The organism is Pseudoalteromonas sp. C8 (assembly GCF_011378685.1).
GTDB classification, from domain to species: Bacteria; Pseudomonadota; Gammaproteobacteria; order Enterobacterales; family Alteromonadaceae; genus Pseudoalteromonas; species Pseudoalteromonas arctica.
Window position 1 is genome coordinate 134,641 of the sequence record NZ_WTKT01000006.1, and the last position, 17,253, is coordinate 151,893.

Annotated in this window: 12 protein-coding genes; 9 read left to right on the plus strand and 3 right to left on the minus strand. The window is 39.2% G+C overall.

Annotation, left to right across the window (positions count from 1 at the left end):
• Genes rng through tldD form a run of 4 tightly spaced genes read left to right on the plus strand, consistent with a single transcriptional unit; the run spans position 1 to position 7,602 of the window.
• Positions 1 to 1,473: a ribonuclease G gene (rng, locus tag GQR39_RS07870; protein WP_007586345.1), complete on the plus strand. Its 1,473-nt coding sequence runs from the start codon at positions 1 to 3 to the stop codon at positions 1,471 to 1,473.
• Positions 1,473 to 5,330, plus strand: a complete 3,858-nt coding sequence (locus GQR39_RS07875; RefSeq protein ID WP_165735292.1) for a YhdP family protein — start codon at positions 1,473 to 1,475, stop codon at positions 5,328 to 5,330. Before rng ends, GQR39_RS07875 begins: the two co-directional genes overlap by 1 nt.
• Entirely contained in the window at positions 5,327 to 6,166 is an 840-nt protein-coding gene (locus tag GQR39_RS07880; RefSeq protein WP_165735293.1) for a carbon-nitrogen hydrolase family protein, read from the plus strand. The genes GQR39_RS07875 and GQR39_RS07880 overlap by 4 nt, the downstream gene beginning before the upstream one ends.
• Positions 6,163 to 7,602, plus strand: coding sequence for a metalloprotease TldD (gene tldD / locus GQR39_RS07885; RefSeq protein ID WP_165735294.1), 1,440 nt, complete (start codon positions 6,163 to 6,165; stop codon positions 7,600 to 7,602). The genes GQR39_RS07880 and tldD overlap by 4 nt, the downstream gene beginning before the upstream one ends.
• A 330-nt stretch (positions 7,603 to 7,932) precedes the next feature.
• Here the strand turns inward: tldD and GQR39_RS07890 are convergent, their stop codons facing one another.
• The 3 genes from GQR39_RS07890 to gorA form a co-directional block, all read right to left on the minus strand.
• A complete protein-coding gene (locus tag GQR39_RS07890; RefSeq protein ID WP_024594472.1) occupies positions 7,933 to 8,769 on the minus strand; it encodes a mechanosensitive ion channel family protein in 837 nt (278 codons plus the stop codon).
• Positions 8,770 to 8,876: 107 nt separating this feature from the next.
• Complete coding sequence (locus GQR39_RS07895) at positions 8,877 to 9,509, minus strand: hypothetical protein (RefSeq protein ID WP_024594473.1); 633 nt, start codon at positions 9,507 to 9,509, stop codon at positions 8,877 to 8,879.
• A gap of 264 nt (positions 9,510 to 9,773) precedes the next feature.
• Positions 9,774 to 11,135: a glutathione-disulfide reductase gene (gorA, locus tag GQR39_RS07900; protein ID WP_165735295.1), complete on the minus strand. Its 1,362-nt coding sequence runs from the start codon at positions 11,133 to 11,135 to the stop codon at positions 9,774 to 9,776.
• 78 nt (positions 11,136 to 11,213) lie between these two features.
• Between gorA and GQR39_RS07905 the strand changes: the two genes are divergently transcribed.
• From GQR39_RS07905 to trmJ, 5 genes are all read left to right on the plus strand, one after another.
• On the plus strand, positions 11,214 to 11,888 hold the full coding sequence (locus GQR39_RS07905) for a DUF2461 domain-containing protein (protein ID WP_165735296.1): 675 nt from the start codon (positions 11,214 to 11,216) through the stop codon (positions 11,886 to 11,888).
• A gap of 86 nt (positions 11,889 to 11,974) precedes the next feature.
• Positions 11,975 to 14,014 carry an oligopeptidase A gene (gene prlC, locus GQR39_RS07910; RefSeq protein WP_165735297.1) on the plus strand — a complete coding sequence of 680 codons (2,040 nt, stop codon included), beginning with the start codon at positions 11,975 to 11,977 and terminating at the stop codon, positions 14,012 to 14,014.
• Between the two features lie 139 nt (positions 14,015 to 14,153).
• Complete coding sequence (locus GQR39_RS07915) at positions 14,154 to 15,332, plus strand: response regulator (protein WP_165735298.1); 1,179 nt, start codon at positions 14,154 to 14,156, stop codon at positions 15,330 to 15,332.
• A 57-nt stretch (positions 15,333 to 15,389) separates the two neighbouring features.
• A complete protein-coding gene (locus tag GQR39_RS07920) occupies positions 15,390 to 16,145 on the plus strand; it encodes a class I SAM-dependent methyltransferase (protein ID WP_010554084.1) in 756 nt (251 codons plus the stop codon).
• Between the two features lie 157 nt (positions 16,146 to 16,302).
• On the plus strand, positions 16,303 to 17,028 hold the full coding sequence (gene trmJ, locus GQR39_RS07925) for a tRNA (cytosine(32)/uridine(32)-2'-O)-methyltransferase TrmJ (RefSeq protein WP_024589846.1): 726 nt from the start codon (positions 16,303 to 16,305) through the stop codon (positions 17,026 to 17,028).
• Positions 17,029 to 17,253: the final 225 nt, after the last annotated feature.

Genomic DNA, 17,253 nt, shown 5'->3' on the forward strand with positions numbered 1-17,253 from the left:
ATGAGTACAGAATTACTGATCAATGTCACACCGAGCGAAAGCCGTGTTGCCCTAATAGAAAACGGTGTACTGCAAGAAATACAGCTAGAGCGAATTGGTAATCTAGGTATTGTAGGCAATATTTACCTAGGAAAAATAAGCCGTGTACTTCCGGGTATGCAGGCTGCTTTTGTTGATATCGGCCTTGAAAAGGCGGCATTTTTGCATGCATCCGACATTGTAAATAGTGCCTCTATTGTTGAAGGCGTAGACGACGTACCAATAAAAAAAGTACAAGACATTAGAGAGTTAGTTCGTCAAGGCCAATACATTATGGTGCAAGTGGTAAAAGATCCGCTAGGCACTAAAGGCGCAAGACTCACCACAGATATAACTATTCCTTCTCGCTATTTAGTGTTTATGCCAGATGCGACCCATGTAGGGGTTAGTCAGCGTATTGAAACTGAAGAAGAGCGCTCACGCCTTAAAAAAATAGTCGCAGAATATGGCGATGAAAATGGCAGCTTTATTGTACGTACAGCAGCCGAAGGCGCTAGCGAAGCAGAATTACGACACGATGCCGGTTTTTTAAGAAAACTGTGGGAAAAAATTACAGCTCGTCGCAAAAAAACCAGTAAGGCCAGCATCCTTCACGAAGATTTAACGCTTGCCTTCAGAACGCTACGTGACTATGTAGGCGAAGATATGGAACGCATTCGCGTTGACTCTAAACTTACTCATGAAGAGCTAAAGTTATTTACTGAAGAGTTTGTTCCACAGCTTTCTCAAGTACTAGAGTACTACCCCGGTGAGCGACCTATATTTGATTTGTTTGATGTTGAAAACGAAATTCAAAAAGCACTACATCGTAAAGTTACACTAAAATCTGGTGGTTATATAATTATTGACCAAACAGAAGCAATGACGACTGTTGATGTTAATACTGGTGCATTTGTAGGACATCGTAATTTAGAAGAAACAATTTTTAATACCAACGTAGAAGCAACCTCTGCAATTGCTCGCCAGCTTAGGCTGCGTAATTTAGGCGGTATTATCATTATCGACTTTATCGATATGGTAAGTGAGGATCATAAGCGCCGAGTATTGCATTCACTTGAATCAGCACTTGCAAAAGATCGCACTAAAACAAATATCAATGGGCTTTCAGCACTTGGGCTTGTTGAAATGACACGTAAACGTACACGCGAAAGCTTAGAGCATATTTTATGTGATGTATGCCCTGCGTGTTCTGGTCGTGGTTCGCAAAAAACAGTTGAAACGGTTTGCTACGAAATACTACGTGAAATAGTACGCGTTAATAGAGCATACGCTGCCGATAAGTTTATGGTGTACGCAGCGCCTGCTGTGAGCGAAGCCTTACTAAACGATGAGTACCATAACCTTGCCGAGCTTGAACTATTTATTGGTAAGCAAGTCAATATTCAAACAGAGAGCTTATACAGCCAAGAACAGTTTGATGTGGTAATGATGTAATGAAAGCAAAAGCGGTCTGTTTTTTTTGTTTTAGAAAGTTATGGCAGACCTGCGCCATAATTTTGGTATTACTGGCCGTTATTGTTTCAATTTTAAAATATACCCTTCCGTATGCAAACGAATACAAAGGGAATATAGAAAGCTATTTACACGAAAAGTTTGAAATAAGCTTATCTATAGGTGAAATATCAGCTAGTTGGCAGGGCAGTGGTCCTGCATTAGTATTAGAGAATTTATCGTTTAAAGATAACGAAACTGCACCAATATCACTCACCATTGCTAAAACCAGCTTAGAGCTAAACTTATGGGAAAGCTTAAAAGCGCTGCAACTTAGATCTAATTATTTTGTTATTAATGGTTTTCATACCAGTGTAAATATCACCAACTTATTTAAAACCGGTGACAACGACGAAGTCTCTTTTGAGCAAAAAGAGCTAATTGAAGAACTGTTTTTGGGTAAAACGGGTCATTTTGCAATAGAAAATTCCAGTATTAACTTTGTTCTAGAAGACGGTAAAGAGCGTAAGTTACTCCTCAAAAATATTGTTTGGCAAAATGAAGATGAGCAGCATCTTGGTAGTGGGAGCTTAGCATTGCCGGGTATTTCGGTCGGTGATTTTGATGCGCGAATAGCACTTACTGGCGATACCCTAGAGCAAGTTGCGGGCGACATTTATGTGCAGGCTAATAAGGTCGATGTATCTAACTGGTTAGCGCAATATATAAATACGCAAAAGCAACAACTGCATAGCGATATTAATTTACAAGCGTGGCTAAAACTAGATAAAGGTTTTGTAAGCGATATAAAAATGCAGTGGCTACCAAGCTTTGTGCGTTGGCAGCGAGAAGAGCAAAGCCAACAAGTTAGCTTGAGTGAAGGTGGATTCCATCTATATCCCGAGCAAAATAGCTGGCACTTAAAAAGCACCGGTTTAACATTTAATAGTAACGATAAAGCATGGCCAAGTTTAGAGTTTGAAGCTCAACTAGGGGCGAAAAATGAAGTGTGGCTCCATCAAGTTGATTTTGAATTACTTAGTAACCTAGCAGGGCTAAGTAATTTTGATGCACTTGAACCATTTTTAGAGCGCCAACCTAGCGGGCAAATAGATCAAGCTTATTTAAATTTCTCTAATACACAGCAATGGCAATTATGGTTTGAGGCTGACAATATTGGTTGGCAAGAATTAAGATCGGTACCTGCAGCACAAGGACTTAGAGTAAATGGTTTACTTAATCAAAGTAGTGGTCGAATAAATTTATTTGGCGAAAATGGCACATTAGTTACAGGCGAAAGCTTTAGTAACGACATAAATTATAATCAGCTAAATGTAGAGCTAGATTTAGCTAAGCGAGATGATGGCTGGCATATAAGTAGTGACAATATATGGTTTGATAATGATGACGTCACTCTTGCTGCAGAATTACAAATTAGTCTAACAGATGATCCTCGATTAGATCTTTACGCTGAAGCCTTCGCCCCAGATGCCAAAATTGCAGGTCATTACTTCCCATTAAAAGCGATGAGCCCTGAGCTCGTTAGCTATTTAAATGGGGCAATTAAAGGCGGAGAAGTATCTAAAGCACAAGTCTTATTTGCAGGTCCTTTATCTGGTTTTCCATTCACCGATGGCAGTGGCCAGTTTGGTGTATTAGCGCAAATAGACAACGCAACCTATGAGTTTGATCCTGATTGGCCTTTGGTCACCAATGCCGACGTACAGCTACATTTTGATAATGAGCGTATGGACATATATAGCCAGCAAGGTAAGTTGGTTAATTTAGATATTGGTAATAGTGTACAGGTAAGCATTGCAGATTTAATGCATGCTGATGAACTTATTGTGCAAATTGATAAAAAAGCACAAATGGAAAAGTTACATGACTTTTTTGCAGCGACACCTATTGCTAAACCTCTTGCTGAAATTTTTAAAGTTGTGCAGGGCAAAGGCGAAGCCGATGCCAGTATTGAGCTTTTAGTAGGCTCAAAATTTAAAGGTGGGGCCAGTGTTAGCGGCAAGGTTAATTTAAATGACTTGCCAGTATTTATAGCAACGCCAGGGATTGAGCTTAAAAACTTAACTGGCGAGCTTAATTTTAAAAACGACAATATCACACTTAAAAATGCGACTGCGAAGTGGCTGGGCATGCCGCTAATTATTGATTACAGCAGTAAAAGTGATGCAAAAAATTACCAAGCAAACATAGATATAAACGCCAAAATTGACGCTGATACACTAATAGATAGTGGACAAGGTATATTAAAAAATTATTTAAGTGGGCAAAGCGATGTTGATATTGGTTTAGTACTTAATTTTACCGAACAAGGCTTTAATTACCGTGCACAGGTAAACTCAGAACTACTTGGCTTAACGAGTAACTTACCCGCACCTTATAATAAAAATAGCGAACAAGCGTGGGCACTTGATGCAGTAGTTCAAGGTGATGATATTTCTAATCTCATTACAGCAAACGCTAATCAACAGTTTTACTTTAATGCTATTTTAGAAAATGGAAAATCACAGTTTAGTAATGTCCATTTTGTGCTCGGAAAACAAGATTTAGGATTAAACCAAAAAGACTTAAGCGTAAATATAAATCTTGAGCAGAGTGAATTAGTGCCTTGGTTTGATCTGATTGATCAAATAATTAAAGCAGGTAAAGCAAACCCAGATCAAGAATCAAAAGGGATTATGCCACCGCTTAATGAGGTGGTCGCAAATATAGGTATGCTTGATGCGAGTAACATCATTTTTAATGATTTTGAAATGCGTTTAGCACCATCAAAAGACGATTTATACCTAAAGCTAAATGCTAAAGAACTTAGAGCTGGGGTTTTTATCCCTACATCACAGCCTAGCCAGCCCATACGAATTAATGCCGATTACTTAAGGCTTAATTTTGCACCGCACAATGAGCAAGCACTTGAAATAACAGATGTACTTCCTGAGAAAGACTTGAGCTGGCTTACTAAAATACCTGCCATTGAGTTTGAATGTAGTGATTGCAAAATTGACCGCTACCAACTTGATAAAGTGAGTGCGTCATTATTAGGTGATGGAGAGCGTTTATCAATATCAGAACTTGTAGTCGATAAAGGCGATCATTTACTGCGCACTAAAGGGCAGTGGCAAAATGGATTAACAACGCTAAGTGGCGAGCTTAAAAGTGATGACATAGGCGCACTGTTTGGTGAGTTTGATATAACCTCCGCGATTAAAGACTCAAAAGCCGATCTAAATTATGATCTTACTTGGCAAGCAGCACCTTATGATTTTGATGTGAAAAGTTTAAGTGGCGAGATAGCTTGGGATTTAGGAGAAGGTCACTTAACTGAAGTTAGCGATGGCGGGGCACGCGTATTTTCGTTACTGAGCCTTGATTCATTAGTACGCAAGCTGAAACTTGATTTTAGAGATGTATTTTCAAAGGGCTTTTTTTATAACAGCATGCAAGGCACTATGCAGTTAGAAAACGGTATTGCTTACACTAAAGATACCAAAATGGACGGCGTACCCGCCGATTTAACCATTAAAGGTTATGCAAATTTAAACACGCTTGATATAGATTATGATCTTGCTGTAGCGCCGCAGGTAACCTCGAGTATTCCGGTTATAGTTGCATGGATGGTAAACCCAGTAACAGGGCTTGCTGCCTTAGCAATTGATAAAGTTATTCATTCTGCGCGCGTCATCTCAGAGATCAACTTTAAAGTAACGGGTAAAATGAACGATCCCATTGTCCAAGAACTCGACAGAAAAAGTCGTGAAGTTACGCTTCCTCAAGCTGCGCAAAATCAGCCACAAGCATCAGTCGATTTAAAACTTAAAGATGCACAAGCAATAGTAACGCAATGAATAAAACTGAAATACTAAGCACTCCCACAATAGTTGCCCTGCAAATGTGTTCAGGGCTAAACCCTGATGACAACATAGCAAGCTTAAAGCGTGCCCTTAAAACCCTTCCAGCAACAAGACCATTACTTGTTTGTTTGCCTGAGGCTTTTTTAGTGTTTAGTAAAAGTGGCAACGACACGCTAGCCATTGCTAAGCAAGTTGAGCGATACAAACTACAACTTAGTGAATTGTGCCAACACCATAATATTTGGTTAAATGCAGGGACAATGCCTGAGCCATTTAACGAACATAAATATTATGCAGCATCGCACTTATATAATAATCAAGGCGAGCTGGTTGCAACGTATAACAAAATACATTTATTTGATGTAAACGTAGATGATCAAACAGGTAGCTATCGAGAGTCAGATTTTACCCAAGCAGGTAGCGATGTGGTTGTTGTTGATTCTCCCTTTGGTAAAATAGGCTTAACAGTATGTTATGATCTGCGCTTTAGTGGCTTATTCAATGAACTAGTACGCCAAGGCGCCGATATTATTTTAGTACCAAGTGCATTTACAGTCGTCACAGGACAAGCGCATTGGCAGCCATTATTAGCAGCTCGCGCAATAGAAGCGCAATGTTATGTAGTTGCAGCAGCTCAGTACGGTACACATGAAAATGGCCGACAAACATATGGCCACAGTATTATTATTTCACCTTGGGGAAGTATCCTGAGTGAATTGCCAACAGGCACCGGTTTTATAAGCTGCAACGCAGATTTAGACCAGTTACAAAAAATTAGACGAGATATGCCCGTGCAGTCTCATCAACGATTTAGAGAGCATTTATTATGAATTCGGTTGAACAGCATTTACTACAAGACAGCCAGTTAAATAGAGAAGAGCTCGAAAAAACGCTCGCTTACATACATCAGCATAAAGTGGATTACGCCGATTTATATTTTCAATCAAGCCATCACGAGTCGTGGGTGCTTGAAGACGGCTTAGTTAAAGAAGGCTCTTATAACGTTGAACGTGGCGTTGGGGTACGTGCTGTAAGCGGCGAAAAAACAGGTTTTTCTTACTCTGATGCAATAAATCTTGAAGCACTTAATAAAGCGGCTACAGCGGCTCGTAGCATCGCAGATGCTGGCGAAGATAGAGCGATTAAAGTATTTAGTGATGTTAAAGCTAAAGAGCAGTTTGCACCGCATCAGCCAATTTCGAGTATGAGCGATACCGACAAGGTGAGTTTATTACGCGAACTTGAAAACTATATTCGTGAACTAGCACCCGATGCAGAGCAAGTAATTAGTTCAATGTCAGCGGTTTACGAAGAAGTATTAATCGCAGCAAGTGACGGTACGTTTGCCACCGATATTCGCCCGCTTATTCGTTTAAACTGCTCAGTGCTGCTTGAAAAAAATGGTCGCCGTGAACGCGGTGGCGCAGGTGGTGGTGCACGTTTAGATTATGGTTACTTTAAAGAACTTGTTGATGGTAAACCACGTTGGATGGAATTTGCTGAAGAAGCGGTACGCCAAGCTAAAGTAAATCTTGAAGCTATTGATGCACCTGCAGGCACGATGGAAGTTGTACTTGGTAATGGTTGGCCTGGCGTGCTTTTACACGAAGCAGTAGGGCATGGACTTGAAGGCGACTTTAACCGCAAAGGCGCGTCTGCGTTTAGTGGTAAAGTGGGCCAAAAAGTAGCATCTGAGCTGTGTACTGTTGTTGATGATGGCACCATGGCCGATCGCCGTGGGTCACTTAATGTGGATGATGAAGGCACACCAGCCGCTTACAACGTACTCATCGAAAACGGTATTTTAAAAGGCTATATGCAAGATAAGCTAAACGCGCGTTTAATGGGTGTAAGCCCTACAGGTAACGCACGTCGTGAGTCTTATGCGCATTTACCAATGCCTCGCATGACTAACACCTACATGTTAGGTGGTGAGCACAGCCAAGCCGATATTATCAGCTCAGTTAAAAAAGGGGTATTCGCGCCTAACTTTGGCGGCGGACAAGTTGATATAACCTCAGGTAAGTTTGTATTTAGCGCATCAGAAGCGTATTTAATCGAAAATGGTAAAATTACCCAACCAATTAAAGGCGCAACGCTTATTGGTAATGGACCAGAAGTAATGCAGCAAATATCTATGGTTGGTAACGACTTAGCACTTGATAAAGGTGTTGGTGTTTGTGGTAAAGATGGTCAAAGCGTACCGGTAGGCGTAGGCCAACCAAGCCTTAAAATTGATCAGTTAACGGTCGGTGGTACAGCTTAAATATTACTCAAGCGCGAAGTGAATTCGCACCTACGTGCTTGATGTTTATTGTAGGTGAGGTTTTACACTTCGCTTTTTACGTTTAAGCTGGGCTCTATGCGCGAAGTAAATTCGCTATATGCTTGATGTTTATTGTAGGTGAGGTTTTACACCTCGCTTTTTAAATATACGCTCACGTAATAGAGCGCGAAATAAATTCGCACCTACGATTTGCATTCTTACTTTGGGTAGGTGAGGTTTTACACCTCGCTTTTTAAATACAGACTTAGAAATAGAGCGCGAAATAAATTCGCACCTACGATTTGTATTTTTACTTTGTGTAGGCGAGGTTTATGCTTCTCCTTCATCCTCTTTATTTTTTTCAGCCTCTTTATACCATAATGCAAAAAAGCACTCTGTTAATTTATGCTCTATCTCAAGCGCTTTTTCTGTTGGGCAAAACAAGGTAAAGCTTGCTTTAAATTCACCTAAATCGGTTGTACCAAAGTGAATTACTGGTTCTGGGCCAGATATTTTTGCATCAAGTTTACGCTCAATCATCGAATTATAACGGCTTGCTACTTCTTGAAACTCTTCGCAATACAGCTTAGCTTGCTCAGTTAATGTGTCGTGAATAGGGTACGGATTAAAGCTCTCTCTTCGGACAATAATAAAATGATGTGTAACAAAGCGTTTTACAAAGTTTAAGTTTTTAATAGAGCTGGTAATCAGCTTATTATTAGGTATGTATATGGTTTTTCTAGAAAATTGATAAGTATGTATATCAATTTCATGCATGGTTGTTTTTATCCAATCCGTTTCAGCTACTTCACCAAAATAATCACCAACTTGTATCCAATCACCGACTCTAAACGGGCGGGTTGTTACGAGGTAAAAAAAGCCTATTACACACTGAATAAACTCACGCGTTGCAAGCACAATCGCTACAGCAAAAGCAGCAATAGAAAGTGCAAAGTTTTGAATTTCGGTAGACCACACAAATAGCAGCGATATCATCATTACAAAATTAATAAAATGCTTAATATTGTGTGCGATGTAACGAATATCTTTTTCTTTTTTTTCTGCGCGATTTTTAGCCAGCTTATCAACAAGTACTTTTAGTACAAATGCAATTGTGATCATTACAATTGAAAGAAGAAACGGATGCAGCAATATATCTTTAGTCATAATATCCAATTAAACGCGAGTTGATAAAAACAGGCTCAGTATATTGATTTATTAAACCAATTAGCAAATTTAGTGCAAAAAAAGTAACCAATAAAAATGGAGAAACGCTATTGAGTTACTTCATCAGTGCAATGTTTGTGATTTTTAGCCATTCTTTTTCGGCATATGAGTACAAGCTCAATGGCTGAAATAAAGATTAGAGTATAGCCAAGCGTTTCTATACCCTCTTCAACAATGTTTTTTACTGCACGTACGTAGTCATCGCCCATTACTGAATGCCAAAATGCGCCTTTGCCCATCATTCGCGAAAATGCGAGTAAAGTAACCATGCCTGATAAGCAAATTCCATAACTAGGAGTGAAGCTATAGGCTTTTAAAGCGTTAAAAATACTTCCTTTGTTTGTTATTAAATAAACAAACACACCAGCTAAAATTGAATAGACGATACTTTGCCAAGCGCCATCAAAAAAGTATAAGTCGAGGTAGGTATCAAACTCTCTTACAAACATCATTGCCGATAACGCAGCAAGTAATACTGCCGGTATTTTGAGTTGAAAGTTAATTCGCGAAGCATAGAAAAACAAAATACAGCTTAAAAAAGTTAAAACATCTTGCATATGTTCAGTAAGAGTTTCTTCACTGTAAAGTGCATACTGTTTTAATTCAAAGCCTTCAAGTTGAATTAAATGAGCAACACCCGCTAGGCATAATAAATAAATAAAAGATCGCAGTAAAAACATAAATAACCAAGAGAAACTATAAATGCGCGAGATTCTAATTGTAAAAATGCCTTAAAGCCAAAACAAAATTTAAACTTTTAATCTTTTTATCGGTCTAATATTTTTGCTGTTAAAATAATGGCTTAGATATTTATTTAATGTTGAATGGATGTTTTTAATGTGACGTTTTAAGTGGTTTGTTGTGCAAAATATAACAAGCATTAAAAAGCCCTTACTATTTACTTAGCAAGGGCTTTTTATAATTGAGAACTTAGAGTTTAGCGCCTAGCGCATCGTTACAAATTCTTCCGAGCCTGTCGGGTGAATCGCAACAACGGCATCAAAATCAGCTTTAGTAGCGCCCATTTTCATGGCAACGGCAAAACCTTGAATCATTTCATCAACCGCAAAACCAATACCATGTAGGCCAACTACTTTTTCGTCAGGGCCGGCACATACAAGTTTCATTTTACAAGGCTGGCGATGTTTAGTTACCGCTGTGTACATAGCCGTAAAACCAGATTGGTAAATTTTAACGTTTTCTTCGCCGTACTGAGAAATAGCTTCTTGCTCAGTTAAACCAATAGTACCAATAGGTGGATGACTAAATACAACAGTAGGAACTAAGCTGTAATCCATTTTTAAATCATCTGGTAGTTCTTTATTAAATAAACGCTCAGATAAAGTACGGCCTGCTTTTACTGCTACCGGTGTAAGTTCAATACCATTTTCGATGATATCGCCAACCGCGTATACATTTTTAGCTGTGGTATTTTGATACTCATCAACTTTTACAAAACCATCGCTGTTAACTTCTACGCCGGCAGCAGCTACATTAATTGCATCTGTTGTTGGCTGGCGGCCAATGGCCCAAATTACTTGGTCAACGTTATGAGTTTTGCCATTATCTAAATGTAGCGTTACAGAGCCATCATCTTCTTTAACTAATTTATGAGGTACAGATTCTGTATGAAGAGTAGGGCCTTCAGCAGCCATAACATCAACAAGTGTTTCAACTATGTATGGGTCAAAGTTACGAAGTGGAGAATGCTTACGTACAAATAAATGTGTCTCAGTACCTAAACCATGTAATACACCAGCAAGCTCAACGGCTATGTAGCCTGCGCCTATTACTGCAACGCGTTTAGGTTGCTCTTTTAGTTCAAAAAAGCCATTTGAATCGATACCGTGTTCAGCACCTTCAATATGCGGAATGCTTGGGCGGCCGCCTACTGCAATTAATATATGGTCGGCTGTGTAGTGCTCGCCGTTTACTTCAACTGTTTTATTATCTACAAATTTAGCAAAGCCTTTAATTACAGTAACGCCATTGCTAGCAAGGCCACTGTCATAACCTTTATGAATTCGGCCTATGTAGGCTTCACGGCTTTCTACTAGTTTGCTCCAATCAAAGCCTTTTACTTCAACATTAAAGCCGTAATCTGGGGCATATAAATTAATTGCTTCAGCAACCTGAGCACCGTGCCACATTACTTTTTTAGGTACGCAGCCTACGTTTACACACGTGCCGCCCATGTGTTTTGCTTCTATAAGTGCTACTTTAGCGCCACGCATTGCCGCTCTATTTGCAGAGGCAATACCACCACTGCCACCACCGATTGCAATATAATCAAAGTGTTGTGTCATTTTATGTCCTTAGGCGTTGAGTTTTATGCGCATTAGCATAACATTAAGTTTTAAAAATAAAGAGTGTTTAGGTGACCTATGTTTAGTAAAAAAACATTCGAATTTCTTGCTCAGCTTGATAAAAACAATAATAGAGACTGGTTTAACGACCATAAATCACAGTATGAGGAATACGTAAGAGAGCCCGCTTTAGATTTCATTAGGCAAATGCAAGCACCACTTGCTGATGTTTCTAGCCATTTTGTCGCATCAGATAAAAAAGTGGGCGGTAGCTTAATGAGAATCCATAAAGACGCGCGTTTTAGTAAAGATAAAACCCCATATAAAATTAATATAGGGATTCAATTTCGCCATTTTATGGGAAAAGACGTACACGCCCCGGGTTTTTACTTTCACTTAGCAAATGACGAATGTTTTGTAGGTGCTGGTATTTGGCGACCAGAATCAAAGGCGCTTAACGCAATTAGAACCTGCATAGATGAAAACCCAAATAGCTATAAAAAAGCAATTTATGATGAACAATTTAAATCTATATTTGAAATGTCAGGAGAATCGCTAAAACGCCCGCCAAGAGGTTTTGAAAAAGAGCATCCCTTAATAGATGAGCTCAAGCGAAAAGACTTTATAGCCATTAGCTCGCTTACTCAAAAACAAATATGTAGCAATAATTTAGTTGATACGGTGTTAGAACGTTATAAAGTGGCCGACTCATTAATGGGTTATTTGTGTTTTGCTCTGGAGCAACCATATTAAAATTAAACAACTTAAAAGCGGCTGAGTTGTTTTTTTACTTTTAGACCCAATTTAAAACGTAATGCATTAACGCAAAGAGAGTATTTATGAGCAACCCATTAATTGGCCTTGAAGGCTTACCACCATTTTCAAAAATAAAGCCTGAGTACGTAGTACCAGCACTAAAAGACGGTATCGAGCTTTGTCGTAAAGCCATTGATGACGTGTTAGCTAAAGGCTCGTATACGTGGGATGACTTAGTATTACCCCTTGAAGAAGCTGACGATAAATTATCGCGCATGTTCTCCCCTGTATCGCATTTAAATTCAGTAATGAATAACGACGAATTACGTGAAGCTTACGAGCAGTGCTTACCGTTAATATCTGAATATTCAACATTTGTAGGTCAGCACCAAGGTTTATACAACGCGTATAATACGCTTTATAACAGTGACGAATTTAAAACGCTGACTACAGCACAACAAAAAACAATTACTAATGCGCTACGCGATTTTAAATTATCGGGTATTGCTCTGGCGGCAGAGCAGCAAAAACGCTACGGCGAAATTAGCGCGCGTTTATCAGAACTTGCCTCAAAATTTGGCAACAACGTAATGGATGCCACACTTGCTTGGCACAAACATATTACTGATGAGAGCGACTTAGCTGGCTTGCCTGAATCTGCTTTAGCACTTGCAGCTGATACCGCAAAAAGTAAAGAATTAGATGGCTGGTTATTTACACTCGATTTCCCGTCGTATTTACCAATAATGGCTTACGCAGATAACCGCGAATTACGCAAAGAAACCTACACTGCGTTTTCTACGCGCGCATCAGATCAAGGCCCTAACGCCGGTGAGTTTGATAACTCTGATATTATGAGCGAGGAGCTTGCGCTTCGTCATGAACTTGCACAGTTACTGGGGTTTAACAGCTACGCTGAAAAGTCACTGGCGACTAAAATGGCCGAAACACCAGAACAAGTATTCTCATTTTTAGAAGACCTAGCAGCTAAATCAAAACCACAAGCAGAGCAAGAAGTGGCCGAGCTAAAAGCGTATGCTGAGCAAAAACACGGTATTTCTGAATTAGAAGCATGGGATCTTGGTTACTACAGCGAAAAGCTTAAGCAAGAAAAGTATGCAATTTCAGACGAAGTACTACGTCCTTACTTCCCAGCAAATAAAGTGCTTAGCGGCTTATTCGAAACCGTTAATCGCTTATTTGGTATTAGCGTAAAAGAAGTTACTGACTTTGATACTTATCACAAAGATGTACGCTTTTTTGAAATTGTAGATAGTAGCAATACTCTACGCGGACGTTTTTATCTCGATTTATATGCACGTGACCACAAACGTGGCGGCGCGTGGATGGACGACTGTATGGGTCGTAAAGTACGTGCTAACGGCGAACTACAAACTCCAGTGGCTTATTTAGTGTGTAACTTTAATAAGGCGGTTGGCGATAAACCTGCGCTGTTTACTCATGACGAAGTAACTACTTTATTTCATGAGTTTGGTCATGGTATTCACCACATGCTTACACAGGTTGATGCCGCGCCAGTGGCTGGCATTAATGGTGTAGCGTGGGATGCGGTAGAGCTTCCTAGTCAGTTTTTAGAAAACTGGTGTTATGACGAAGAGGCCCTGAGCTTTATTTCAGGTCATTATGAAACGGGTGAGCCGTTACCTAAAGAGTTACTTGATAAGTTACTTGCTGCTAAAAACTATAACTCAGGCGTACAAATGCTACGTCAAATTGAGTTTTCGTTATTCGATTTTAAAATCCATAACGATTACAAAGCGGGTGAGCAATGCCAAATTCAAGCAGTACTAAACGATGTGCGTAGCCGCACATCAATCGTTAAACCGCCTGAGTTTAACCGTTTTCAAAATGGTTTTAGCCATATTTTTGCCGGTGGTTATAGTGCAGGTTACTACTCGTATAAATGGGCTGAAGTACTTTCTGCTGATGCATTTTCTAAATTTGAAGAAGAAGGTATTTTTAACGCTGAAACAGGGCAAGCCTTCATGCAAAATATTTTAGAAAAAGGCGGCAGTGAAGAGCCAATGGAATTATTTAAAAAGTTCCGTGGTCGTGAGCCAAATGTCGACGCGTTACTACGCCATAGCGGTATTGCTGTTTAAAAATTAATATTTAACACAAACCAAATTAAAGCGCCTTAATGGCGCTTTTTTATTATTTTAAAATTATTATCTAATAATTTTTAGTAATTTCATCCTACCGTACTATGCTTTTAGCACACCTAATAAAATGGACTAAGGCATGGCAAAGTTGGTATTGGCAATTGATGACGACAAGTATGTTCATCATATAATTGAAGAGTCTTTAGCAGGGTTTTGTAAAATAATTCATGCAAAAGATGGCGATGAAGGATTAAGGCTAACCAATAAATACAACCCAGATATTATTTTACTCGATATTGAAATGCCAGGTATGTCAGGTTATGACGTATGTAAAACAATAAAGCAAAGTCAAAATACTCAAGATATTCCCGTTATGTTTCTCTCATCTAAAATAGAGCTAAGCGATCGGGTAAAAGGTTATAGCGTCGGCGCATCCGATTACATTACAAAACCTTTTAATGCAGAAGAGTTAATAGCGCGAATAAAGGTACTTTACGAATATAGGCAAAAATGCGCAAAACTTAAATTGGATATAGCAAAAGCGAATAAAACAGCAGAAATAGCAATGACAGAGTCGGGCGATATGGGGCGTATAATGCGCTACGTTGGACAAAGTTATCACGCTAATAATTTTCAATCGTTGAGTGAATACTTTTTTACCTTTTTTGCTCCTTTAAATTTAGATGTTGTGGTTGTGTTTTGGTATCAAGGAAAAGGTATTTTTTACAGCCAGCAAAGTGGTGTTTGCCCGTTAGAACAAGAGCTGCTTGAGCAACATCGAAATGCTCAACGATTTGTTGATATTGGTAGCAGCACTATCATTAATTATCCCAAAGTGTCCCTTTTGATAAAAAATATGCCAGTTGATAACGATGCTTTGTATGGGCGCTACAAAGATCTGTTCCCGCATATATTAGAAGTAACCAACGAGAAGGTTGTTACCATGGAAAGAAGCGAAAGCAGTTATGAGCAGGCAGCTCAAATAAGTACAGCCCTTCAAGATATTGTTAAGCAGTTAACTACTCAAAATGTAGAGCAAAACAAAAGTACTAAAGAGTTTATAGAGCAGCTACATGAACTTGACTGCGCTATTAAGCTACAACAAACACAAGCAAATCCTGCGGATCTCACTTTATATATATCTCAATTGGATCAAACAATGCAGTTATTTGTATCGGCTAATAGTGATTTAGCCTTTATCAAATATCAGCTTAAACAAGTTGCCGAAAGCCGCAATGAACTTATATCTAATTTACGTACTAAAGCGGAAGCCGCAAAGGTCAATACGAATCATCATAGTGATATAGAGCTATTTTAGTGCTTTAAAGTAAAGCGGTTGATATACTACAGGCGTATTTTATCGTCGGAGTTTATTGTGGTTATTCAGTGTGCTTTTAAAGAGTTACGCCCTTATTTAAATGAATTAGAAACACGCTTTGGTTTAGCCCAATGGGCGCAAAATTGCAGTGGCTTTAGCTTACATTACGATGATAAAGGGTTAAGTCTATTTAAAACCGACGAGCCTAAACTAGGTGCAATTAACGTTGATTTTGTAACCGGTGCTGCCGCCCATAGGCGTAAGTTTGGCGGTGGTAAAGGGCAAGCAATTGCCAAAGCGGTGGGTTTAAATAAAGGCGCAACGCCTGTTGTACTTGATGCTACCGCTGGTTTAGGGCGAGATGGTTTTGTACTTGCCTCGCTAGGGTGCAAAGTTATATTACATGAACGTCACCCGGTTGTAGCTGCACTTTTATACGATGGTTTAAAGCGAGCCTATAGCGATATTGAAATTGGTTTGTGGATGAAAGAAAATATGAGCCTAATATTTGGCTCAAGCCATACTTTGCTCTCTCAATGCGAAAGCATGCCTGATGTTGTTTATCTAGATCCCATGTTCCCGCATCGCGAAAAATCAGCATTAGTTAAAAAAGAAATGCGCGTATTCCAAGAGCTTGTTGGTGCAGACAACGACGCTGACGACCTACTTGATTTTGCCTATCCACTTGCCAGTAAGCGTGTCGTTGTAAAGCGCCCCGATTACGCCCCATTCTTAAACGAAAAAACCCCAAGTATGCAGATCAAAACCAAAAAGAACCGTTTTGATGTCTATGTAAAAGCGGCAATGGTTTAAGCATCAAAACAAATCGGCGTTATATCCCTAGAACTTATCCATGTAAGAATCGTTATATTGGGTTTGATCATAGGATCTAGCCTTTTGAATCTAGGATCTTATTACATTTTCATGTTAGAATTTGCGCAATTTTTTGGCATAGCAAAGTAGCACAGTAATGATCTTAGATGATATTCGCATTGTTTTAGTTAACACGTCACATTCGGGCAATATTGGTTCGGCGGCTCGCGCCATGAAAACCATGGGTTTATCAAAACTTTATTTAGTTGATCCTGCTTGCGAAATAGACAGCCAAGCAAGTGCATTAGCTGCAGGCGCAACTGATGTTTTAGGCAATGCAGTTATTGTAGGTACCGTTGAAGAAGCTATCGCTGACTGTACATTAACGATTGGCACAAGTGCGCGTTCTCGTACGCTTTCGTGGCCAATGGTTGAACCACGTGAATGTGGTGAAAAGCTCGTTGCTGAAGCCGTAAATGGTCCTGTAGCGCTAGTATTTGGTCGTGAAAACAGTGGTTTAACTAATGAAGAATTACAGCTTTGTAATTACCATGTATGTATTCCTGCTAATCCAGAGTACAGCTCGCTTAATTTAGCTATGGCCGTACAAACACTTAGCTACGAAACTCGCATGGCATTTTTAAATCAACAACCTAAAAAGGTTGAAGAAGACGATGCAGTTTACCCAAGCTCAAAGCAAACTGAGCTGTTTTATGATCACCTTGAAGACACGTTGTTTAAAACAGGCTTTATCATCAAGCAACACCCTGGTTTAGTTATGACTAAATTGCGCCGTTTGTTCAACCGAGCTCACCCTGAAGATGCTGAAATGAATATTTTACGCGGTATTCTCACCTCAATTAATAAGGCTATCCCTAAGTAACTTAGGTATAGCTATTAGTTATAAAAGACCTAGACTAATTAACGCGCTAATACTTGACTAAATTACTCAGGTAATTACAATGGCTGTAATACTTGACCAAAGAGGTCAAGTATTGAAAATTTGTTAACTCTACAATTTAAAAGTAAGAGTTTCTAAATCAAATTTTTATCAAGTGATAATACTTGACTAATTTACTCTGGTAATTAAAATTTGCACTCTTTTGTG